This is a genomic window from Paenibacillus sp. FSL R10-2736, assembly GCF_038000245.1.
In the GTDB taxonomy this organism is placed as follows: domain Bacteria; phylum Bacillota; class Bacilli; order Paenibacillales; family Paenibacillaceae; genus Paenibacillus_AQ; species Paenibacillus_AQ phytohabitans.
This window is the reverse complement of sequence record NZ_JBBOBN010000001.1, coordinates 4,070,705-4,092,918: the sequence shown is the minus strand read 5'-3', so window position 1 is coordinate 4,092,918 and position 22,214 is coordinate 4,070,705. Positions and strand designations below refer to the sequence as shown.

Here is a 22,214-nt window from a genome sequence, read left to right as displayed (position 1 = left end):
CTTGGTTCATTATAACGGATAACATGGGGGTAATAAAATGAGTATCAATGTTAAGCAGCTGGCAGCAGAGAAAGCCGTCGAGTACGTACAGGACGGAATGAAGGTAGGGCTGGGTACCGGTTCTACGGCTTACTGGGCCATCCGCAAGCTGGGTGAACGTGTTAGTGAAGGGTTGAAGATCACGGCAGTGGCTACCTCGCAGGCTTCGGAGGATCAGGCCCGTGAGCTGGGAATTCCGCTGGTTGCCTTTGGAGAGGTGGATTCTCTGGATCTGACCATTGACGGTGCGGATGAGCTTGATGGTGCACTGCAGCTGATCAAAGGGGGCGGCGGTGCGCTTCTCCGCGAGAAGATTGTTGCGATGGGCAGCACCCGTATGATTGTGGTCGCAGATGAGAGCAAGGCCGTGACCACACTTGGCAAATTCCCTCTGCCGGTTGAGATTGTGCCGTTTGCCTGGGAGTGGACTGTCGCTGACCTGGCCAAGCTTGGCTGTAAGCCGGAGCTGCGCCGCAGCGGCGGTGAGCTGTATAAGACGGATAACGGCAACTATATTGCCGACTGCCGCTTCGAGGCTATTGACTCGGCTGCTGATCTGGCGCTTGCCCTCCAGCGTATTCCGGGAGTCGTGGAGCACGGGCTGTTCATCGGCATTGCCGATATGGCAGTGATCGGCAAGAATGACGGCACCATTGAAATCATTGAAGGTGAGAGCAATCTCTAACAAGCGTAAACACCACCGGAAAGGAAAACCGGCGGCAAATAGACAGAAGCTGCCCCCGGGGCGGCGGATACTGGCCTGGCTGCTGCTACTCATATACAGTGCAGTGCTGATCTACTGGATGTTTCTCGGCTTTGGACGGACGCTTCAGACAGAGGGGCCGCTGCGCTACAATCTGGAGCCGCTGCGCACCATGCGTCTGTATTTTGATATGAGTAACGGAGTGTCTTACTCGGGGCGGCTGGTTAACCTGCTGGGTAATGTTGCCGTGTTTGTTCCTTTTGGCATCCTGCTGCCTCTGGTTAGCACCGCTTACCGCTCATTGCTGCGGTTAACGCTAGTATCCGTTCTATGTATAATAGTGCTTGAGCTGATGCAAATGCTGCTGCGGGCGGGCAGCCTGGATATTGATGATCTGCTGCTTAACCTGCTGGGGGTATGGGCGGGATATGCACTGCTGCGGCTGGTGCGGGGATAGGCGGAGGCTGCTCTGAACCTTTGGTCTCACCGGCAACAGGAGAACATTCCCCACTTAAGCATGTGCTTTCGAAGCAGGCTTGCAGGAAGCCGCTTAATGGTGGGAAGTGCTAAACAAACTTTTAGGAGGTCAAATAATGTTGATTGATTTGAAGCCGCTTGTCGGAACCCCTGAGGTGAACGAACTGCTGGCTTATGCGGTTATAGATGATCCGGATGCGCTGGAGCGCACTTCGGCAGAATACCGGGAGCAAGCGGCACTGCAGCTATGCGGCTGGGAGGAGGAAGGGCTGCTGCTCGGCCTCACCGGCTTTGAAGAGACTGAGGACGGATCGCTGGATATCCGCCATATTGCAGTGCTGCCGGAGAACCGGGGCAAGGGCTATGCGCGGGGGATGATTCTGGAGCTGGTGACGACCCGTCAGCCGCGTTATCTGGTGGCGGAGACCGAAGATGAGATTGCCGCGGAATTCTACCGCAGCCTTGGATTTATGGTATACAGCCTGGGCGAGAACGCAGCCGGAATCGAAATGTTCCGCTGTGTGTACGAGGTTGAAGAGACCGAGGACGAGGAGTAAAGCGGAAGGCTGGCCTCAACGTAACAGAAAATTACTGACAGATTATATGGGAAGAGATCAGCCATTCAGCACTTTACGGTGCAGGGTGGCTGTTTTTGCGCTGGAATGTAAAATTTCATGATCAGCGGTTGACTTTTCAAGAATAGGACAATATAGTTTTACTGTGAAACTGTTCTACACGTGAACTATTATTTTGTAAAGGAGGAACCCGCATGAAAAAGGATGCAGAGGAATGGATCAACCGTTACGTGGACGCTTATATGGTTGTGACCAGGCAGATTAATGCCAGACTCAGGGATATTTTTGGCGAAGGGCTGACGAATGACCAGTTCCTGATTCTCCGGCTGATTGCCGGACAGGAGAAGTGTACCTCCACCTATTTGGCTGAGGCAGTGGCGGTGGGCAAGAGCTCAATTACGGCTATTATCAACCGGCTGGACGAAGCGGGAATGATTGAGCGGACCCGTGATGAGAATGACCGCCGGCAGGTGTATCTGACGATGACGGAGCATGGCAAAAGTGTCTACAGTACTTCCGAGAAGCAGATGCAGGAGGTTATCTCCCCCTACTTGTTCCACTTCGAGGATCATGATATCGAGCGGTTCATTACGATGTTTGAGAAGCTGGCATTTCTGATGCAGGAACCAGGAGGTAGAAACAATTGAGAACCATTTTAAAAGCAAGATGGGCAATTATCGCTATATGGCTGGCGGTGGCAGTAGTGTTATTCCTGACCGCCCCGGCTATGTCCGATCTGGTACGGGAGAAGGGGCAGATCTCGGTCCCGGCAGGATACACTTCGTCAAAGGCCGCCGAGATCATGAAGGAAGTGGCAGAAGCCAAAGGCGGGGAAACGGTACATCAGGTTGCGCTTGTGTTCAACAAGCCGGAGGGCCTGCAGGCTGCGGACACCGAGAGTATTAAGCAAGGCGTTGAGAAGCTGGCCGCGAATAAGGGTTCCCTGAATCTCAGTGCGATCACCGATCCTTTTACACAGCCTGAACTTAAGGATACCCTTATTGCCAAAGACGGTAATACGATCATGGTTGCTTTGTCGGTGCAGGGCGGAGAGGAAGAGGTTAAAGAGCTGCCGGCCAAGGCCGGGGCATTGCTGGGTGACGTCACCGCTGATCACTATATGACCAGTGAAGGGCTGATTACAGAAGATACGATTGCCAGCTCGGAAGCCGGGCTGAAGAAGTCGGAATACATTACAGTTGTCTTTATTCTGCTCATTCTGTTCGTTGTGTTCCGCTCGTTCGTAGCGCCGTTTGTGCCGCTGCTTACCGTGGGGCTGAGTTATATTGTGTCACAGTCGGTTGTGGCTTTTCTGGTGGACCGGTTTGATTTCCCCCTGTCCACATTCACACAGATATTCATGGTCGCTGTTATGTTCGGGATCGGGACGGATTACTGCATCCTGCTGATCAGCCGGTTCAAGGAAGAGCTTGCCCATTCCGAGGATACACAAAGTGCTATTATCTCTACTTACCGTAAAGCGGGCGGTACCGTATTCTATTCAGGGCTGGCGGTGTTCGTCGGATTCCTGGCGATCGGCCTGTCCAAATTCATGCTGTACCGTTCAGCGGTCGCGGTGGCTGTCGGGATTGCCGTGATGCTGCTGGCGCTCGTGACGATTGTACCGTTCTTCATGGCGGTGCTGGGCCAAAAGCTGTTCTGGCCGTCACGCGGCAAGCTGGAGCACAGCGAGAGCCGGATTTGGGGGGCGGCAGGCTCCTTCTCCCTGAAGAGACCCTGGGCTGCGCTGCTGATTGTGGCAGTCATCGTTGTGCCGTTCCTGCTTACATACAGCGGGAAGCTGAGCTTCAACAGCATGGATGAAATCGGCTCGGATTACGCGTCGGTCAAAGGCTTCAACATTATCTCGGAGAGCTTCGGTCCGGGTGAGTCGATGCCGGGCAAGATTGTCATTAAGAATGATGACCGGATGGATACGGCTGAATATATGGGCCTGGCCGAGAAAATCAGCCGTGAGCTGGAAAAGGTGGACGGAGTCAAGGCTGTGCGCAGCATGTCCCGTCCGACCGGGGAGCAAATTAATGACTTCCTGATCCCTACCCAGGTCGCTACGCTCGCCGACGGGCTGGATCAGAGCAATGAAGGCTTAACCAAAATTCAGAGCGGGCTTGCAGAAGCAAGCGAGCAGCTGAAAGAGAATGGGCCGAAACTTACAGAGGCCGCATCCGGGAGCGCCAAGCTGACGGAAGGTACAGCTGAGCTCAAGGAAGGCATCGATGCGCTGGGTGACGGCTTGTCACGTATTGAGAACGGCATCCGCAGCGGATCAGCCGGAGCCGGAGAGATTAAGGCCGGCCTCTCGCAGGCGGCGGCAAGCGCGAAACAGCTGGCAGCGGCCAATACCGCGCTGCTCGAAGGCTACAAGAAGATCGGCAGCGGCCTGACGGCGCTGGATGGAGGGCTTGCCGGCCTGCAGACACAGCTTCAGGGTGTTGCAGATGCACTGACAGGCCTGGAAGGCTCCTTCACCGGACTTGAGTCCGCGCATCCGGAGCTGCTGCAGGATATCAATTACCAGACGATCAAAGGTATAGTGACGCAGAGCGGCGCTGGAGCTGCAGGGCTGGCCGGAGGGCTGGGCCAGATATCGGCCCAGCTCAAAGGGGCGGCAGCGGGCCTGAGCGAAGCCAATGCCGGTTATGCCAAAGCGGCAGCAGGCCAATCCGCGCTGGCGAAGGGGCTGGATCAGCTGGTGGCCGGTATCGGCCAGTTGCAATCCGGCTTGAATCAGGCGGCAGACGGACAGGGGCAGATTGTCGGCAAGCTTCCGTCCATCACCAGCGGGCTGGATCAGCTGCAGGGCGGACAGCAGCAGCTCGCGGATGGTTTCGGTGAGCTTACAGGCCAGCTCGGCCAGCTGACAGATGGTCTTACACAAAGTGCGGATGGCCTGGGACAAATCACAGGCGGCCTGAGTTCCGCACAGGATTACCTTAAGCAGATTCAGGATGCCAAGGATGACGAGCTGAGCGGGTTCTTCGTACCGGCAGAGGCGCTTGAAGCTGACGGCATTCAGCAGGTATTTGATACCTATCTGTCCGGAGACCGCAAGGTCATGACACTGGATGTTGTATTCGCTGAGAATCCATACAGTGCTGAAGCCATTGACAGTGTCGGGGATATCCAGGCGGCAGTGGACCGCGCCGTGGCCGGTACGAAGCTGGAGAATGCGGAGACAGCCATGAGCGGCGTGACCAGCACCTACAGCGATTTGCAGAAAATCTCTAATGAGGATTACACGCGGACGGTGATTCTGATGCTGGGCGGTATTTTCATCATATTGGTGCTGCTGCTCCGGTCAATCATTATGCCGCTGTATCTGATTATCTCCCTGCTGATTACCTACTTTACGGCACTTGGCGTAACGGAGGCGATCTTCGTCCATCTGCTGAACTATTCCGGGATCACCTGGACGACTCCGTTCTTCAGCTTCGTCATGCTGATTGCCCTCGGGGTAGATTATAGTATCTTCCTGATGGCCCGGTTCAATGAGAATAAAACATGGGATGTGCGTGAAGCCATTCTGCATGCCATGCGGAATATGGGGACGGTAATTCTGTCAGCCGTTGTTATCCTTGGCGGAACCTTCGCCTCGATGTATCCTTCAGGGGTGCTGTCGATGATGCAGATTGCGACCGTGGTGCTCTCGGGTCTGGCCCTGTACGCATTGCTGTTCCTTCCGTTCTTCGTGCCGGTAATGGTGCGGCTGTTCGGCCGGGCCAACTGGTGGCCGTTCAGTACTGCAGCTGCAGAGGAAAAGCCGAAATCCCTGAATCTCTAAGGTTCAGTATTATCTGATAGGATACAATAAAGAGCAGGCTTCCGGTTTAATGGAGCCTGTTCTTTGCTGTTTACATAAGAAAAGAAAATAATGTTCGTACTGAGGTAACCTTATGCGCCTGTGCTTCATCTAAACAGATATATACAAACTAACAAGCGGGAAGCAGCAGCATCCCGAAGGAAGGGAGGAGATCTACCCTGGATACCGTACAAGAGGATCTGGTCCAGCGTGCACAGGCAGGCGACAGTGAGGTCTTCATCCAACTGGTGAAGAGTCTGGATAGGCGGATGTACAGTATGGCGAAGTCCATGGTCAGGAATGACGAGGATTGTGCGGACGCCATGCAGGAGACCGTGCTGAAGGCACTCTTCCAGCCCGCTGATCGCCTGACGCACTTGGAGGAGACTCCAGACAAGGACATCTCCAAACACAGGAGCAAACGCAGCTGTCTGTTCCGGGTGATAATCAGTGCAGCGTCAGTGGCTGCGGGGCTGGGGATCATCATTAGCCTGGGGTTCATCTCTCCGGCAATGGCAGAGACCTTGAAGCAGCTGCCCTTCATGGAAAGTGTATTTAATCTTGTAGGAGATGCAGGGCTTCAAAAAGCAAATAAAGCAGGTCTAACCACAAATATTCAGCAGAGCGTTACTCAGGACGGGACGACAATCAGTGTGTCGGAACAAATGTATGACGGAAGCCGCTTGTCATTGGTGCTTACCCGTGCTCAGGCAGACGGCGGTGACAAGGGGAAATGGTTAGATTTGACCCGTATGGGTGAGGAAGCGGGAGGAATCAATAATATTGAGTTTCGGGTGAACGGAAAATCGGTGAATACGGGAAATGCCATGGCTTCGGGAGGGACGGGTGCACCTGACTCTGTCATCGTTACAGCACTGAGTGAAGTTAATCTGCATCTCCCTGAGCAATTTGATCTCACCATGTTGGTCTCTATTAATGGAATTGATCAGCCATTCCGCTTTGAGTTTCCGGTGAGCAAGAATACTTTGGGCGATCTTGTGCTTGTTCCCGGAGAGGTCAAGGTACATGACCATATTCATTTGCGGGTCACGCGGCTGGAACTAAGCCAAACATCGACCCGGCTGCTAACTGAAGTTACGGGAGACCCCGGAGCGGATATCAAGGCTATAGAGGAAGCCATTCCAGATAAATACAAGCAACAGGGGAGTTTCATTTTTTGGTTCGAGCTGTGGGATGGGCAATGGCAAGAGGCCGTTATGGTAGATGGCAGCAGTAGCGGTAACGGGCATACGATATCACAGAGCAGTGTCTTTGAACCTTTTGAGAACAGGCCGGAGAGTATCATAATCAAACCTTACGTCTGGAAAGACGGGCATAAGCTATATATTCCTGAACTTGAAATAACGGTTCCTGTAAAATAACCCAAACAACCTCCGGGGCACGGTAACGTGCAGCAGCCGGAGGTTGTTTGCGGTAAAGGTCCTGTATTATTATAATCTGCCGCTCAGCGCAGCTTAGCGAAATAACTGCGCAGGGCCCAGCCGCGCTCCTGACGTTTTTTGTATTTGGGTAATGTCCGGTAGACGGCAAGCGATTCGGCAAAAGCACGCTTGGCATCTTCCCCGCGCCCCAACGCCTTGTACATGGAACCTGCCAGATAATAAGCTTCGCTGGAGGAGGTCTGAATCTCCTGGAATTGGCTCACATAGTAGAGGGCCTTGTCGTGGTCCGTATGCCGGAAGGTTTCGGCCAGTCGAAGGTAAGGCTGGCCGTATTGCGCCCTGCGGTTGATCTCCAGTCCCTTGAGCATCTGGGCTTCTCCTTCGGGAAGCTGGCCAAGCTTGAGGTTGGCGTACCCCAGTTCTACCCAGTATTCAGCGGAGGTCTCATAACGGTCGGCGATGGCCATCAGCAGTTCCTTGGACTCGCTGTAGCGTTTGCGCTCTGTCAGCAGCCGGGCAAGGTCGAATTTGGCGGTTACATCATTCGGGTTCTGTGCAATGGTCAAGCGCAGTTTGGAAATCTGGCGGCTGCGGCGGAAAGGCTTGGAGAAGCTGGGCAGAATGCCCACATAACGGCGGTCTACGAAATATAGAACGACGAGCAGAATGATCAGAGCCAGAAATGGATTGCCGAGCAGACGGTACAGCAGCAGGAAACCTAGAATTTTAATCATGGATAATGAATTCCCTCCGTTATAGTTGTGTTTATGTAAGCTTCCTGCAAGAATTAGAGCAGTATGGCAGGGCAATTATACCATATCCTCCTTTTTTAAGGCCATGGCCTTATTATGCAGTGTTTAATGGCACTACAATTGACAGCCTGTAGGGTAAGACTTAAGCTTTGTGTACAGTTATATTGTCTCATAGCTATATAAGCTCTTACATATTGTATTCAATTAATTCTCTGAGAGAAGGATGAAATATGGAGACACTCGCAAGCAAGGTCAATTTACGCCCGCTGGGGCAGTCAGATTTATCCGTGTCGCCGCTTGGACTCGGCTGCTGGCAGTTCAGCCGGGGAAGCGGCATTGTAGGCCGCTACTGGAGCAATCTTACCGATACGGATATTCTGGAGATCGTGAAGATCAGCCTGGAAGGCGGTATGAACTGGGTTGATACAGCAGAAATCTATGGAGGGGGCAAATCGGAAGAGGCGCTGGCTCATGTGCTGGATCAGCTCCGGAAGGAGGGCAGTCCGCATTCTGCACCTCTGATCGCTACCAAGTGGTGGCCGCTGCTGCGGACAGCCGGCTCCATTACCGCAACGATTGACCAGCGTATCGCCTGTCTGGGAGGAAGAGAAATTGATCTGTATCAGATACACCAGCCGTTCTCCTTATCCTCCATTGCCAGCGAGATGAAGGCCATGGCAGGACTTGTGCGGGCAGGCAAAATCCGTTATGTAGGCGTAAGCAACTATTCGGCCAAGCAGATGGTTGAGGCACACCGGCTGTTGAAAACCTACGGGCTTCCGCTGGTATCCAATCAGGTCAAATACAATCTGCTGCACCGCAATATCGATCAGAACGGGACTCTGGCCGCTGCCAAGGAGCTGGGAATTTCCATTATCGCCTACTCTCCACTGCAGCAAGGCATCCTAACCGGACGCTTCCATAAGGATCCGTCGCAGATTGCTGCAGTCTCCCGGATCCGGCGGATGCAATCGGGTCTGGACGATGCCAGTCTGACCCGCAGTAAGCCGCTGATTGATTCTCTGGGTAAGCTGGCAGAGAAATATGAGGTGACACCGGGCCAGGTAGCCCTTAACTGGCTGATTCACTATCATGGCGACACCGTAGTCGCCATCCCGGGAGCATCCAAAGCCCGCCATGCCCGGGAGAATATCGGAGCCATGGCCTTCCGGCTAAATCCGGAGGAGCTGGAACTGCTGGATGAAGCGTCCTGGGCAGCAGTGAAGAAATAACGCGGAATTAGGGGCGTTTTAGCTGCATTTCGTACAATTAAATCAACTGATTATCGATTGACTGGGGGGTTAACTGTATTTCGTACAGCTAAAACCCCTTCTTTCGTTAAATATGGACTTGCGGCCATTTTTAATTGTACAGAATACAGCTAATCCAACATATTCCGTTTTTTGCTACCTTTTAATTGTATGAAATACAATTATCCGCCGTTTGGGACTTCTGAGAGTTCACATACATAATCAGGCAGGTGCGGGTGCTGGTTTTTTCTGCGTAGGACATGTTGAGGGCTTATCAGACCGAGGGAGTGAACTGGAATGAATGAGAAATGCTGGGTAGTCGTACAATATCCCTTGAAAAGCATTAAAGGGAGCCAGCGCGATGAATGGTTGAGGGATAAAGTAACGGAATATCTGAATAAATACTTGGCTGATGCTGAACTCGGCTATGTGGATGGTTATGAGTTGGGCAAAACGGTGTCAGACCCGCATCAATTTGTGCTTAACATCTTTTGTGTCGTTACAAATGAACAACGAGGTATGGCTCTGATCAAAAAGGTATTAAGAGAGCATAGGCTTGATTATACCCGAATAAAAATGGCCACGATGCCCTTTGAGGGCGGAGGAACCTATACACTGAAATATGCCTCTAAGAAAGGCGTGACTGATTTTTCGTTATAATGCCTTCATCCTATCATTCAGGGCTTGTGTATCACGTAACGTGATGGAATAAGTTTGGTACATGAGGTGAAGATCATCACAGGTTGTTCGCTGCTCTCCTCCATTAATGATGTTAATACAAAGATAAGTCTCAGCGGCGGATCCGGACTTTATTTTTCAAGTCTGGGTCCGCTATTTCCATTTTTCTGAGATAAAACTGTTTAGGAACTGAAAGAGCGGGTTATATAAGGGATAAGATATTTCGCACTCACGCAAACTAAGGTGAAGATTACAGAAGGAGGTTAAACTTCAATGAGTATGAGCGTACATAATCTTATGGCTTTTAATCATCAGTTTTTTAGACCTCAGCCCGTTCTCAATCCTAAGCCGCAGAGATCAGAAGACAAAGTCCAGAGCTTCCAGGAAGTTCTCAATGAGAAGCTCAGTGCCTATGGCGATATGAAGAAATGAATCTTTACTAGGAACCAACAGATGCAGAATATATCGCAGCAAACTATAGAACCAGCAGAAGCAGGTGCCTTCCATCATAGGAAGGCACCTGTTTTTTATGCAATATTTATCTGTTAACTCTTCTTGCTTGTGATGGTTAAACCTTCAATTTCTATTCTCTTATATTGGCGGCAGACTGCAGACGTGCTGCAATAGCCAGAAATTCCTCTTCGGAGAATCCCGGTGCGAATTCTTCCGGTACTTCAGGTGCATCGGGAACCGGGAATCCCTTAGGCGAGCCTTCGATGACTTCAAGCGGCTGGCCATCCTCCGGATGCGGTCCCTTCCAGATCTGCTTAATCGCCGTGAAATCACCTTCGCTGTTCGTGTACAGTTTCGTGTGCAGTCCGCGTGATTCGTATTTGCGTGTCTCGTTGAAGGCTTTGTTGCTGAGGGAAGGGATGGGGACGAGTTTGCTTACATCAACTCCTGTAGCCATCTCCAGCGCTTTGGCATAAGCCACGACATGGACTCCACCGCGGACGAGCAGATAGCCTACTACTTCACGTGCTGCCGGATGATCCGTTAATTCGTACACCTTCATTTTGTGCGCACGGGCTCCGCATTCCAGGAAGAAGTTGTGCAGCAGATCGAGAATCAGGTTCCCGCTGTTGAACACATATTCCCCGCTCCAGGGACGGCCCATCGAGTCAAAAGGCATAGACGACTGCGCACCGCTGAGCGCAAAATAAGTGTTTCGCGCATCTTTGAAAGGTTCAAGCGGAGTCTGATCCGGGTCCTTGTACGATGTCGATCCGAACAGGCATTTATTGACCGCATGTGACACCAGCTCTACATGCCCCAGCTCTTCGGCAGTGATGCTCGTAACGAGGTCATAGAAGGGCTTGAGCTTTTTTTTGCCGCGGAAATTGAAGGACTGGAACAGATAGTTGTTCAGCGTCGACATCTCGCCGAATTTACCGCCCATCAGCTCTTGAACTGCAGCCGCGGCATTCGGGTCTGGACGCTCTACTTCGGGAATCTCAATGGCAATTTCGTCAAAGCGCTTGAACATAAATGCACCTGCCTCACTATAGATTATGGTTAGCCTGTCGGCCATTCTCCGCTCTATAGTGTCTCTATAACAGGCAATCTATTCATGCCTAATGCGAGGCGGCCTAACGCCCGCCCCGCACATGCTTGGATTTGCGGAGCCTGGGCTCAGAACCTGGCGGCTGCCTGGTAATCCATTTGAGATAAGCGGCAATCTGTGAATCACGCCTCAGGTTGTCCAGCGTGGTCAGGTTAAGAACAACCAGATCGCTGTTGGTATACAGGGCATGAATCTGCCGGTGGCAAGCCTTGCAGAGAAGTGCGGTAGGCAGCAGCGCTCCGCCTTTCTCCCGGGGAGTCAGATGATGGACGGTGGTTGCGAGAGGGGAACGGCCGCATAGCTCACACTTGCCCAAGGCTTGTTCTTTCATGGGCTACGGCCGGACTTCGAAGAATTCGCAGCGGCTGCGCGAATAATAGGTTAAATCGCTGACCCGGGACTGGATAACAACATCCGAGTCTGTGAAACGGACCACCGTCGCACCTGAATTCACCAGATGGTCATCCTGGAATACACGGACGGGCAGCTTGCGGTCAATCGCTTCCTGCAGATCGCTGTCGGTCAGCAAAGGACGGTTGATGGGCATGGGATAATTCTCCTTTATATCGGGATAACTGCTGTACAGCAAATACAATTAGTATACCTGGGTCCACGCTTCAAATCCACTTCGGCAGCTTCTGTCACCGGACTTCCACCGCGAACAGCGGATGAGATGAAGAAATCTGGGACAACAGCGGCCGGAAGTACAAATATCATCGCAGTGACGTTGAAGCTTCAAGTTCAAACTTAAGTGCGTCTTATATAAATCATAAATATTTCCACCATAAACCGGGAGTTTGCCTCCTCAAAAAAAACATCTGCCTACTGTACACTAAATCTTGTAAGAGAAACCTTTGAGAGGGGTACAGAGGAATGAAAAAAGTAAAAAACCTGGCGCTGACGCTGGTTTCCATCATGCTCATGAGTTCGCTCGCGGCATGCGGAGGAAACAACAACGGCGGCAACAAGGCTGCAGAAGGAAATACAGGCGGCAACGCAGCAAGCACTAATGCACCGGCAACTGAAGGGGCTAATACAGAGCCAGCAGAGAAGGTGGAGCTATCCTTCTGGACACTGGGCAACGTGAACTATGAAGAGCTGGCTACTGAATACACTAAGGAACATCCGAATGTAACCATCAAGGTACAGAACACCGGTGACCAGACGGCCCACCACAACAACCTGACCACAGCGTTGTCGGCCGGCTCGGGCGCACCTGATATTTTCCAGCTTGAAATCGGTTTCATGGAACGCTTCCTGGGCGCACAGGACAAATTCTACAACCTGAACGATCTGGGTGCCAAAGACATCCAAGCCAACTATCTGGACTGGAAATGGAAACAGGCTTCTTCTATTGACGGCAGCTTCCAGCTTGGACTTCCGACAGATATCGGACCTACTGTAGTCTATTACCGTACCGATCTGGCTGAAGCAGCCGGCCTGCCAAGTGATCCTGAAGGGTTCAGCGCAGCGATCGATACCTGGGATAAATTCGCTACTGTAGCCAAAGCCTTCAAAGATAAAACCGGCAAATACTTCTCCGATCTGACGGATCTTACGTACAATGCGCTGCGTGACCAGTCTGCTGACGAAATCTACTTCAGCAAAGCTGACGGAACCTTCATCGGTGACACCAATCCGCAAGTGAAGAAAGCGTATGACTTTACTGTAAAAGGCATTCAAGAAGGCTGGATCAGCAATGTTATGCTCTGGTCGCCTGAATGGGGTCAAGGCATGAACGACGGTTCGTTCGCAGTGGTTATGGGCCCGGCATGGATGGCTGGTAACATCAAGAGCAACGCACCTGATTCCTCCGGCAAATGGAAAATTGCCCAGCTTCCTGAAGGAGCCGGCAACTGGGGCGGTTCATTCATCACCCTTCCTAAGGAAGGCAAGCATTCGAAAGAGGCTTATGATTTCATCCAATGGCTTGTTAACAAAGACAACCAGCTGGAATCCTTCAAGACCAAAGGTCTGATGCCTTCTATCCCTGCACTGTATGAAGATCCTGCATTCGTAGACTTCAAGGATGAGTTCTTCGGCGGTCAGCAGACAGCTGTTGAATTCGGTAAAGCGGCTAACCGCGTTAAACCGGTATACTACGGACCGCTGCATGACCAGACGGATACCTTCTTCAAGAATGCGCTCAAGAACGTACTTGAGAAGAAAGCTGATCCGGCAAAAGAGTGGGAAGATGCTGTAAAGCAGTCGAAAACTCTTGCAGAGCGCGGCTAAATTCCTGGTGACGCTAATCTTAGTCTATTGAGGAAGACGATTCCTCAAATGTCCGGATTCACGGAGAGCTTCATCCTCTGTGAGTCCGGATTTATATTTACGAATTCACTGGAGGTGTGACATGGCTGAGCCCGTATTAGCGAGTCCGCATGCCGAGAGCAAACGTCCTTTTTTGACCGAACAAAGACGGAGCCGCTTCACTGCGTATACATTTATTTCACCGTTCTTTATTCTGTTCTCGATATTCGGACTGTATCCAATCTTCTTCACATTCTATTTATCGTTCTTCAAGTGGGATGCACTGGGTCCCATGAAATACGTGGGCTTCAAAAACTACGATCTGATCACCAGCGATCCGACCTTCTGGATCTCATTCAGCAACACGCTGATCATGGGCCTGATGGGTACTGTGCCGCAGGTGTTCCTGGCGCTGCTTCTGGCTGTGCTGCTCCACTCGGGCATGACCCGGTTCAAAAAGACTTTCCGCATTCTCTATTTCATGCCGAATATTACTTCCATCGTTGCCGTTACGCTCGTATTCAGCACCTTGTTCGGTAACAACGGAATGATCAACTGGCTGCTTAACGGAATCGGTGTAGAGAGCATGGCGTTCAACTCCGGCTGGTGGGGAGTCAAAATCGCCATTTCAACGATGGTGATGTGGCGCTGGACGGGCTATAACGCGATTCTGTTCCTCTCCGGACTGCAGAGTATTCCGATGGATCTGTATGAATCTGCCCGGATCGACGGGGCTAACCGCAGACAGCAGCTGTTCTCCATCACCTTGCCGCTGCTTAAGCCGTTTATTATTTTCGTAACCCTGCAATCGACAATTGGTGCCCTGCAGCTCTTCACAGAGCCGTATGTTTTCCTCGGCCAATCCGGAACCGGATCTACCCGGCAGGAAGGTATCACGATGGTTACCTATTTGTATAGCGAAGCATTCCGCAACGGATTCTTCGGTACAGCGGCGGCTACAGCAGTTCTGCTGTTCCTCGTTACGATACTGTTCTCTGTCCTGAACATGCTGATTTCCAGAAGCGGCAGCAGAGAGACTGGAGGGAAAAAAGCGTGAGCACACTTCGTATGTTCAGAAAAAAACCGGATGATCTCGGCTTTTTCGGCAAGCTGGGCTTCTATTGTCTGCTGATCCTCGGGGCACTGGTCTCTATCTTCCCGTTCTATTGGATGTTCGTCGTTGGTACGAATGACAAGGGAGCCGTGTTCCATGTACCGCCGCTATTGACGGTTGGAGACCAGTTCTTCGACAACTTCAAGCGTGTACTGGAAAAATCGGACTTCTTCCAGGCGCTCGGCAACTCGCTGTTCGTATCGTCCATGGTGACGATCTCGGTCGTGTTCTTCTGTACACTGGCCGGTTATGCGTTCGCCAAATATGAATTCCCGGGTAAAAATATGCTGTTTGTATTCGTAATCGCTACACTGATTGTTCCGCAGCAGCTCGGGGTATTGCCGACCTATGTTATTATGGCTAAGCTGCACTGGATTGACAGCTTCAAGGCGCTGATTGTGCCGGCGATGGTTAATGCCTTCGGGATTTTCTGGATGCGCCAGTACATATCCGCTGCGGTTCCAACCGAGCTGATTGAAGCCGGACGGATCGACGGAGGCGGGCACTTCAGAATTTTCTGGAAGATTGCGGTGCCGGTAATTACACCTGCAATGGCTACACTGGGTATTCTCAACTTCATGACCGTATGGAATGATTTCTTCTGGCCGCTGGTGGTGCTGAAGAACAAGGAGCATTATACAATACAGATTGCTCTGCAGCAGCTGTTCACTACCCGTGACGGTCTGGATTATGGAATGATTATGTCCGCAACCTTCACGGCAACCTTGCCGCTGCTCGTCGTATTCCTGCTGTTCAGCCGCTGGGTTATTGCCGGTCTGACCTCAGGCGCTATCAAGAGCTGATGAACTGTTATTGGCTGTAACAGGAAATATAGAATGCTGTGAAGAATAATAATGGACAGAGTCAGCAGGAGGAAGGGACCATACATGAAGCTCCGCCGCAAGATCTTGTTCGCTATTATTCTTCTCGTATTCATTCCCGTGATCGTTATGGGGATTGTTACGTATGTCAATTTCTCCAATGCCATGGAGAAGAAATCAAGCAATTTCTACTGGATTTCACTGCTGGAGACGGACCGCAAGCTCAAGTTCGCGCTCAGCGAGATTTCATCGATTACCAATTCTGCGATCACGCAGCCGGCGATTCAGCAATCGCTCAAGCAGCAGAACTTTGTGCTTACCTATGACCGCAAGCAGGAGATTAACAATCTGCTGATCAATCATCCGATGGTCACATCCTTCAGTCTGTACGGTAAAGACCGGCTGCTGTATCAATATAATGCGCCGATGTCTTTTGCCGATATGCACAAACAGGTCTGGTTCGGAGCGATGGAGAGCGCTGAAGGGCGTCCCGTCTGGTCCGGTCCCGGAGAGAACGGCTCGGCAAGCGCGGGCAAACCGGTGCTGGTACAGGCCAGAGTCATTAAAGATTATTATTCACTGGAGGATATCGGCTATCTGGTTGTGTATGTCAAGCCGGATTTGCTCGATCAGATCTTCTGGGAAGCGGCGACCCTGAAAAAAGGGGATATTCTGCTGGTGAACAAGCAGGGCAATATCGTCTTCAACAAGTCCGGAGAGTATATTGGACAAAGGACGGATTTTCCTTTTTTGCAGGAGAATTATACCCAGGAGCAGGACTATTACATTGACAATTATCAAGGAGAGCGGTCTCTGATCACTTTCCTGCCTTCACATAATACAGACTGGTATCTGGCCGCGATTACCCCTATGAATCTGATTTCATCGGAATCGGTGTCCATCCGCAATATCGCAATTATTCTTGGGATGGTATCGCTGCTGTCTGCTTTTCTGTTCGACCATTATTTCATCCGCAGGCTCGTCCGCAGCATTAACAGTGCGGTGAACGGGATGAAGCGGGTCAAGCAGGGGATATTCACGCCGATCACGGTGCCGCTCCGTGCCAATGATGAGAGCGATTCGCTGATCGACGGCTTCAACCGGATGAGCTCGCAGATCAATGAGCTGATCGAGCAGGTACAGACCGAGCAGGGGCGCAAGAAGGAAGCGGAGATGCAGGCGCTGATGGCGCAGATTAACCCGCATTTCATCTATAATTCACTGGAATCCATTAACTCGATGGCGGTGCTGGCCGGCAACAGGGATATCAGCAAAATGGTCATCTCGCTCGGCAGGCTGCTGCGCATCAGCATCAGCCAGAATCAGGAGCTGATTCCGCTGCAAATGGAGTTCGAGCATGTCCGCCACTATCTTGATATTCAGAAATTCCGTTTCGAAGAGAAATTCTCGTATGAGCTGGACCTGCCCGATTCCCTGAAGATGGTGATGACCCAGAAGCTGATTGTCCAGCCAATCGTAGAAAACGCTTTATATCATGCCATTGAGCAGATGGAGGAGCATGGCACCATTACGGTCAAAGCCCAGGAGAACGGCAAGGATATCATTATAATCGTCAAGGATAACGGGCCGGGCTTTGACCTTGCGGTGCTGATGAGCCAGTGGAACAAGGAACGTGCCAATCTGAGGAAATACAGCGACAGCGGGGTGGGGTTGAAGAATGTACATGAGCGCCTGAACATCCGGTTCGGCAATCCTTATGGCATTCTGGTCTGCTCATCCCCCGGCTTCGGATCAGCGGTTTGTATCCGCATTCCGAAGATTCAGCCATCATGAGAAGGAGAAACGGAATGAAGGACCAGCGGAACGTTGCGAGATGGTTGACCAATTGGGGGTGGATTCTGCTCTACATCGTGCTGATGTCCGGTGCGGTCTGGTTCATTATGCAGGAGGACCGGGAGCCGATTGAAGATAACTCTCCCGAGAAAATCACCTTAACCTTCCGGCACTTCTGGAACAAAGAGCATGACCGGCCGCTGCTGGCCATCTTCGAGGAGGTTGTGCGGAGCTACCAGGAGAGCCATCCGAACGTGAAGGTGAACTTCGAAGGACTGGACCAGAACATTCACCGGGAACAGAAGCTGAAGAGCGAGATGGTGACGGGTACGCCGCCGGATATGTTCGTTTTGTTCGGCGGGGCGGAGATTGAGCCCTATGTCCGCTCGAACCGGCTGATGGATCTGACCGAGTTCACGGACCAGAACGGACTAAGTAATCAGTTCAAGGACCTGCATCTGTGGACCTTTAACAACCATATTTATGGCCTGCCCATCGAAGGCAATGCAGAGCCGCTCTATTACAACAAAACTATTTTTCATAAGCTTGGACTGGAAATTCCGGAAACAGTGGCGGAACTGGACGAGACGATTGTGAAGCTGAAGCAGGCGGGCTATATCCCGTTCGCCCTGGGGAATGAGGACCGCTGGCCTGCCGGAATCTTCGCCCATTACTTAATGGACCGCTATGCCGGGCCGGAGCTGATTCAGGAGCTGGTGACAGGCGAGAGTGAAGCCGGATTTCAGAACAGCGGATATATGAAGGCCTTCCAGCATCTGAACCGGTGGATCGGCGAGGGCGCTTTTAGCAGCGAATCCAACGATACGTCAACCGAGAATGCAGTGCGTCTGTTCACTGACGGGAAGGCGGCGATGTATCTTAACGGAAACTGGGACATCAACCTTTTCTCAGGCCAGACAGCCCCGGCGGAATTCCAGAATCAGGTGGGTGTGATTCCGTTTCCGGCAATGGTCAAAGGGGCGGAGCCGTCGATTGCCGGCGGCTACACCATGGGGATCGGGCTGTCATCGAGCCTCACCGGTGCGAAACGGGAAGCTGCGCTGGAGCTGATGAAAGGCTTTTATACCAAGGAAATCCAGACGCGTATTGTGTATGAAGGCCTAAGAATACCTTCAATGCGGATTGCCTTCGATCCGGATAAGACCGGACCGGTATTCGCCCAGGTGATGGAGCTGATGGAAGAGAGCCACCAGAGCTTCGTACCCTACGATAATCTGTTGTCTCCTGAAGTGAAGAAGACATTCTTAAGTGTGATTGAAGAGATGATCGGCGGAGGAATGCAGGCCGATCAGGCTCTGCAGCAGCTGCAAGACGCGTCCAAGCAATACTGGAATCTGATCCGGAGCTCGGACGTTCAATAAAGCCTGGGGGGGTGCAATAAGATGAGTGAGCATCAGGAGAAATATAAAGTATTGCTCGTGGATGATGAGCCGATTATTCTGCGCAGCCTGAAGGTTGCGATTCCTTGGGAAGAGCTGGGTTTGACTATTGTTGGTGAAGCGAAGAACGGGGAGGCCGCTCTGCAGCTGATTCAGGAGACCTCACCGCAGATCATCATCAGTGATATCCGCATGCCGGTCATAGACGGGATTGCTCTGATGAAAGAGGTGCTGCCGCGCAGCTCCAAGCTGATTTTCATCTTCATCAGCGGGTACGGCGAGTTCGAGTATGCCAGGGAAGCTTTGCGGCTCGGCGCGTTTGATTATCTGCTGAAGCCGATCGATCATGAGGAGCTGGCGGTGATGCTTGCCCGGGCCAGAGAACGGCTCGACCGCCAGAAGGAGAATGAGCAGCTGATGCTCTCCGTCCAGACCTTGTCGCTGCTTGCCCGCGAGCGGATGCTGGCCGAGTTCACGCTCGGCAATCCGCGCCCGCTGCAGCATCTGAAGTGGCTGGAGAACAGTGAGCTTGAGGAAGAATATTTCATGGCCGTTGTCCGTCTGGACGACTATGCCGGCCTCACGGCCAAGTGGAGTGCAGAAGAGAAGCATCTCTGGCTGTTCGCGGTCCGCAACATTCTGGAGGAATGGTCGCTGGAGAACGGGGCGCTGTCGATCTTCCCGTTCTATAACGGGGAATGGATCCTGCTCTTCCCGGCTGCCATCAGCACCGGCAAAAGAGCGCTAGGTGAACAGCTGATCAACGGCATCAAGAGATACTCTAAGCTGAACTGCTCTGTGGGCATCAGCCGCACCACCCGGGGGATAGATCAGTTAAGCACGGTGTATCCCTTGGCCGCGCAAGCCTTGTATCAGCGTTTCTATTCCGGTCAGGCGGGCGTGTTCATCGAAGAGGAGACTGCGGCAGCCGGCAGCCGTGAGGTGAAATATCCCAAGGAGCTGGAGCTCTCGCTGATTGAGAGTATCCGCACACTGAACCTGGAGCGTATGCTTGCCCTGTTTGATGAGATGTCTGTCTTCATAGAATCCCAGGCCCTGCCGCAGCAGCTGGCGGAACGCCTGATTATTGAGATGAGTGTGGTGCTGTACCGGCAGTTCGAGCATCTGAACACGCATGGTGAATGGTCGGTTGAGAGTCTGTTAAGCAAGCTGCATGGCCTGGGAACGCTGTCGGATATGATTGAAGTGCTCAAGGCGGAATTCCGCGAATGGCTGCAGCAGAGTCACAGTACGGCCGTCCGCGAAGACGGGCGCAGCATCATTGAGAAAGTCAAACGGTACATTGAATCCAATTACCATAAGGATCTCAGCATCGAGGAGGTGTCCGAGGTGGCCGATCTCAGCATCAGCCATTTCTGCACCCTGTTCAAACAAATCTCGGGCTATACCTTCCTGGAATTCGTCACCCACTGCCGGATGGAGAACGCTAAGTACATTCTGCAGAACAGTACGGTGAAGGTCTATCAGGTGGCTCCAATGGTCGGTTATCAGGACCCGCGGTATTTCACGCAAGTGTTCAAGAAAGCCACGGGTAAGACGCCGACGGAGTATCGTGAGGAGCATGTGAAGCAGGCTTAATGCAGCGGGGCGGCTCTAACAGTAAAGAGCAGATAAGGAAATATAGCATATAGACCATAGGAACGTAGGAACGTAGGAATATAGGAATATAGGAATATAAGCATAAGGACGAGCACAAGCACTTTGGGCACCTTCGGGTGCTTTTTTTTATGGTTATAGAAATGAAGATAATCGCAGTAACCCCTCTGATTTCACCAGCACGAGCCAAAGGAGAGCCAATGTATGCGAAAAATCGAATACAATGTGCCTCCGCGAAGGTAATCCGGCCAAATGTATGCGAAAAACCGAATACAATGTGCTACCAGGAAAAATGAGGAGGATACGGGCGTTTGTTTCTGGAGGCGGCCCAAAAGTAATCTAAATGAAGTAATGTGCGGTGGTCTTCTTAATATCTTATAAGCTGAACAAGCCGCACAAGCTCTACAAGCTCTACAAGCTCCAGGATCTTTCACTTGATCGGAGCTTTTTTTATATAACAGTGTCCGTCTGTGACGTTATAGGATTCGAGCCGCATTCACAGTTAAAAATTAGATTAATATAAATATAATCTACTTTTATACTAGACAAAAATATATAAAGTCTATATATTTATAAACAGATTAGATATATATCTATTTAGTCTATATTAATGTATGGGGGATAGAATCGTGTTAAGGAACAAATATGTAAGAACGATTATTATGTCAAGGGTATTGCTGCAGCTCGGAGTATGGGTGAGGAACTTTGCGATTCTGCTGTATGTGACGGATATTACGCATAATGATCCCTTCTATGTCTCGCTCATTTCGGTGGCCGAATATGCTCCGATCTTTCTGTTTGCCATTATAGGCGGTACCTTCGCGGACAGGTGGCTGCCCAAGCGGACGATGATGATCAGTGATGCGTTATCGGCGTGTTCCGTCTTTGTGGTGCTGCTGGTTGTCATGTCCGGATCGTGGAGAGCACTGCTGCTGGCCACCCTGGTATCAGCTATATTGTCACAGTTCTCGCAGCCTTCTGCGATGAAGCTGTTCAAACAGCATGTGCCTGAAAACCAGCTGCAGAGTGTGATGGCCATGTTCCAGTCATTGTCTGCTTTCTTCATGGTGATTGGTCCGGTAATCGGCGCTTTCATCTATAATCATTACGGGATTGAGGTATCGCTGGCTGTAATGGGCGGTATGTTCATTGGCTCTGCGCTCATACTGGGCCTGCTGCCCAAAGACGCGCCGCAGCAGGCCGGAAAGACCCGGAATGGGATCATGGATGAAATGAAATCCGGACTGGATTATGTGCGTTCGAGCCGGGTGCTGAGGAATCTGGGCGCGGCTTTTGCGTTTGCGGGGCTTGCCGCAGGGCTGATTCAGCCGCTGGGGGTATTCGTAATTATCGAGAATCTGGGCAGGGACAGAGGGTTCCTGCAATGGATCATGATGGCGAACGGGGCATCGATGCTGCTCGGCGGAATGCTCATTATGAGCAAAGGCAAAGCCGTGAAGCCACAGACGATGCTGGCCTTCGGCCTCCTGGTCAGTGCGGCTGGAACGGTCGGCGTGGGGTGGTCGCATCATACAGCATTGACGGTCACACTGCAGACGCTGACCGGATTCTTTTACCCCTGTATCCATATCGGCATCAACACACTGATTCTGCGGAATACCGAGGCCGGCTTTATGGGCAGGGTTGGCGGTATTATGGGGCCGATGTTCATGGGCTTTATGGTGATCGGAATGTCTGCGGCAGGTTATTTGAAGGAAGCCTTCTCGCTGTTCACGGTATTCACCGGAAGCGGCATACTGTTCCTCATCGCGATGCTGATTCTGCTGCCGATGGTCAGGGCAAAGGAGTCTGGGAGGCAATCTCTTCAGGGGTGACTATGACATATGTCATACACCAGGGTTGATGTTTATGACTTACAGGGGTGACACTTTCTTCTCTATAATGTAGAGAGATAAGTATCCTTGAATGGATGCATCCGAGGAGGAAACGATCC

Annotated in this window: 20 protein-coding genes; 16 read left to right on the top strand and 4 right to left on the bottom strand. The window is 51.7% G+C overall.

Annotation, left to right across the window (positions count from 1 at the left end):
• The first annotated feature begins 43 nt into the window (after positions 1-43).
• The 6 genes from rpiA (at position 44) to NSQ73_RS17715 (ending at position 6,996) form a co-directional block, all read left to right on the top strand.
• On the top strand, positions 44-724 hold the full coding sequence (rpiA, locus tag NSQ73_RS17740) for a ribose-5-phosphate isomerase RpiA (protein ID WP_179093556.1): 681 nt from the start codon (positions 44-46) through the stop codon (positions 722-724).
• Complete coding sequence (locus tag NSQ73_RS17735) at positions 693-1,199, top strand: VanZ family protein (RefSeq protein WP_340987488.1); 507 nt, start codon at positions 693-695, stop codon at positions 1,197-1,199. Before rpiA ends, NSQ73_RS17735 begins: the two co-directional genes overlap by 32 nt.
• A gap of 136 nt (positions 1,200-1,335) precedes the next feature.
• Positions 1,336-1,776, top strand: a complete 441-nt coding sequence (locus NSQ73_RS17730; RefSeq protein ID WP_340987485.1) for a GNAT family N-acetyltransferase — start codon at positions 1,336-1,338, stop codon at positions 1,774-1,776.
• A 212-nt stretch (positions 1,777-1,988) separates the two neighbouring features.
• Positions 1,989-2,441: a MarR family winged helix-turn-helix transcriptional regulator gene (locus tag NSQ73_RS17725; RefSeq protein ID WP_042136684.1), complete on the top strand. Its 453-nt coding sequence runs from the start codon at positions 1,989-1,991 to the stop codon at positions 2,439-2,441.
• The gene (locus NSQ73_RS17720) at positions 2,438-5,596 is read left to right on the top strand and encodes an MMPL family transporter (RefSeq protein WP_340987484.1); all 3,159 of its coding nucleotides are present in this window, start codon (positions 2,438-2,440) and stop codon (positions 5,594-5,596) included. The genes NSQ73_RS17725 and NSQ73_RS17720 overlap by 4 nt, the downstream gene beginning before the upstream one ends.
• A 296-nt stretch (positions 5,597-5,892) precedes the next feature.
• The gene (locus tag NSQ73_RS17715) at positions 5,893-6,996 is read left to right on the top strand and encodes a DUF4179 domain-containing protein (RefSeq protein ID WP_340987483.1); all 1,104 of its coding nucleotides are present in this window, start codon (positions 5,893-5,895) and stop codon (positions 6,994-6,996) included.
• Between the two features lie 83 nt (positions 6,997-7,079).
• Here the strand turns inward: NSQ73_RS17715 and NSQ73_RS17710 are convergent, their stop codons facing one another.
• The gene (locus NSQ73_RS17710) at positions 7,080-7,751 is read right to left on the bottom strand and encodes a hypothetical protein (protein WP_340987482.1); all 672 of its coding nucleotides are present in this window, start codon (positions 7,749-7,751) and stop codon (positions 7,080-7,082) included.
• A gap of 248 nt (positions 7,752-7,999) precedes the next feature.
• On the opposite strand from NSQ73_RS17710, the gene NSQ73_RS17705 reads away from it, so the two are divergent.
• The 3 genes from NSQ73_RS17705 to NSQ73_RS17695 all read left to right on the top strand — a co-directional run bounded on the left by NSQ73_RS17705 (position 8,000) and on the right by NSQ73_RS17695 (position 10,129).
• Positions 8,000-9,001, top strand: a complete 1,002-nt coding sequence (locus NSQ73_RS17705) for an aldo/keto reductase (protein WP_340987480.1) — start codon at positions 8,000-8,002, stop codon at positions 8,999-9,001.
• A 315-nt stretch (positions 9,002-9,316) separates the two neighbouring features.
• The gene (locus NSQ73_RS17700) at positions 9,317-9,679 is read left to right on the top strand and encodes a hypothetical protein (RefSeq protein ID WP_039298134.1); all 363 of its coding nucleotides are present in this window, start codon (positions 9,317-9,319) and stop codon (positions 9,677-9,679) included.
• Positions 9,680-9,970: 291 nt separating this feature from the next.
• Positions 9,971-10,129 carry a hypothetical protein gene (locus NSQ73_RS17695; protein ID WP_171716382.1) on the top strand — a complete coding sequence of 53 codons (159 nt, stop codon included), beginning with the start codon at positions 9,971-9,973 and terminating at the stop codon, positions 10,127-10,129.
• 151 nt (positions 10,130-10,280) lie between these two features.
• On the opposite strand, the gene NSQ73_RS17690 is transcribed toward NSQ73_RS17695, so the two are convergent.
• From NSQ73_RS17690 to NSQ73_RS17680, 3 genes are all read right to left on the bottom strand, one after another.
• On the bottom strand, positions 10,281-11,183 hold the full coding sequence (locus NSQ73_RS17690) for a manganese catalase family protein (protein ID WP_042136694.1): 903 nt from the start codon (positions 11,181-11,183) through the stop codon (positions 10,281-10,283).
• 103 nt (positions 11,184-11,286) lie between these two features.
• Positions 11,287-11,592, bottom strand: coding sequence for an HNH endonuclease (locus tag NSQ73_RS17685; RefSeq protein ID WP_171716381.1), 306 nt, complete (start codon positions 11,590-11,592; stop codon positions 11,287-11,289).
• A 3-nt stretch (positions 11,593-11,595) separates the two neighbouring features.
• Entirely contained in the window at positions 11,596-11,808 is a 213-nt protein-coding gene (locus NSQ73_RS17680; protein WP_039298136.1) for a hypothetical protein, read from the bottom strand.
• Between the two features lie 326 nt (positions 11,809-12,134).
• Here NSQ73_RS17680 and NSQ73_RS17675 point away from each other — a divergent pair, with 326 nt between their 5' ends.
• From NSQ73_RS17675 to NSQ73_RS17645, 7 genes are all read left to right on the top strand, one after another.
• A complete protein-coding gene (locus NSQ73_RS17675; protein ID WP_042136697.1) occupies positions 12,135-13,496 on the top strand; it encodes an ABC transporter substrate-binding protein in 1,362 nt (453 codons plus the stop codon).
• A 121-nt stretch (positions 13,497-13,617) separates the two neighbouring features.
• Entirely contained in the window at positions 13,618-14,571 is a 954-nt protein-coding gene (locus NSQ73_RS17670; protein ID WP_039298140.1) for a carbohydrate ABC transporter permease, read from the top strand.
• Positions 14,568-15,431: a carbohydrate ABC transporter permease gene (locus tag NSQ73_RS17665; protein WP_039298142.1), complete on the top strand. Its 864-nt coding sequence runs from the start codon at positions 14,568-14,570 to the stop codon at positions 15,429-15,431. Before NSQ73_RS17670 ends, NSQ73_RS17665 begins: the two co-directional genes overlap by 4 nt.
• 84 nt (positions 15,432-15,515) lie before the next feature.
• Positions 15,516-17,243, top strand: a complete 1,728-nt coding sequence (locus tag NSQ73_RS17660; protein WP_340987478.1) for a cache domain-containing sensor histidine kinase — start codon at positions 15,516-15,518, stop codon at positions 17,241-17,243.
• A gap of 14 nt (positions 17,244-17,257) precedes the next feature.
• Complete coding sequence (locus NSQ73_RS17655) at positions 17,258-18,625, top strand: ABC transporter substrate-binding protein (RefSeq protein WP_340987477.1); 1,368 nt, start codon at positions 17,258-17,260, stop codon at positions 18,623-18,625.
• A gap of 21 nt (positions 18,626-18,646) precedes the next feature.
• Entirely contained in the window at positions 18,647-20,242 is a 1,596-nt protein-coding gene (locus tag NSQ73_RS17650; RefSeq protein ID WP_340987476.1) for a response regulator transcription factor, read from the top strand.
• Between the two features lie 647 nt (positions 20,243-20,889).
• Positions 20,890-22,095 (top strand): MFS transporter, encoded by a 1,206-nt coding sequence (locus NSQ73_RS17645; RefSeq protein WP_340987474.1) that lies wholly within the window; start codon positions 20,890-20,892, stop codon positions 22,093-22,095.
• The last annotated feature ends 119 nt before the right edge of the window (positions 22,096-22,214 follow it).

Bases quoted from the DNA above. Each gene is read 5' to 3' on its own strand.
- NSQ73_RS17680 (WP_039298136.1), bottom strand. From the start codon at position 11,808: ATGCCCATCAACCGTCCTTTGCTGACCGACAGCGATCTGCAGGAAGCG.
- NSQ73_RS17650 (WP_340987476.1), top strand. From the start codon at position 18,647: ATGAGTGAGCATCAGGAGAAATATAAAGTATTGCTCGTGGATGATGAG.
- NSQ73_RS17705 (WP_340987480.1), top strand. From the start codon at position 8,000: ATGGAGACACTCGCAAGCAAGGTCAATTTACGCCCGCTGGGGCAGTCA.
- NSQ73_RS17655 (WP_340987477.1), top strand. From the start codon at position 17,258: ATGAAGGACCAGCGGAACGTTGCGAGATGGTTGACCAATTGGGGGTGG.
- NSQ73_RS17670 (WP_039298140.1), top strand. From the start codon at position 13,618: ATGGCTGAGCCCGTATTAGCGAGTCCGCATGCCGAGAGCAAACGTCCT.
- NSQ73_RS17715 (WP_340987483.1), top strand. From the start codon at position 5,893: ATGGCGAAGTCCATGGTCAGGAATGACGAGGATTGTGCGGACGCCATG.
- NSQ73_RS17700 (WP_039298134.1), top strand. From the start codon at position 9,317: ATGAATGAGAAATGCTGGGTAGTCGTACAATATCCCTTGAAAAGCATT.
- NSQ73_RS17685 (WP_171716381.1), bottom strand. From the start codon at position 11,592: ATGAAAGAACAAGCCTTGGGCAAGTGTGAGCTATGCGGCCGTTCCCCT.
- NSQ73_RS17695 (WP_171716382.1), top strand. From the start codon at position 9,971: ATGAGTATGAGCGTACATAATCTTATGGCTTTTAATCATCAGTTTTTT.
- NSQ73_RS17675 (WP_042136697.1), top strand. From the start codon at position 12,135: ATGAAAAAAGTAAAAAACCTGGCGCTGACGCTGGTTTCCATCATGCTC.
- NSQ73_RS17660 (WP_340987478.1), top strand. From the start codon at position 15,516: ATGAAGCTCCGCCGCAAGATCTTGTTCGCTATTATTCTTCTCGTATTC.
- NSQ73_RS17725 (WP_042136684.1), top strand. From the start codon at position 1,989: ATGAAAAAGGATGCAGAGGAATGGATCAACCGTTACGTGGACGCTTAT.
- NSQ73_RS17710 (WP_340987482.1), bottom strand. From the start codon at position 7,751: ATGATTAAAATTCTAGGTTTCCTGCTGCTGTACCGTCTGCTCGGCAAT.
- NSQ73_RS17690 (WP_042136694.1), bottom strand. From the start codon at position 11,183: ATGTTCAAGCGCTTTGACGAAATTGCCATTGAGATTCCCGAAGTAGAG.
- NSQ73_RS17730 (WP_340987485.1), top strand. From the start codon at position 1,336: ATGTTGATTGATTTGAAGCCGCTTGTCGGAACCCCTGAGGTGAACGAA.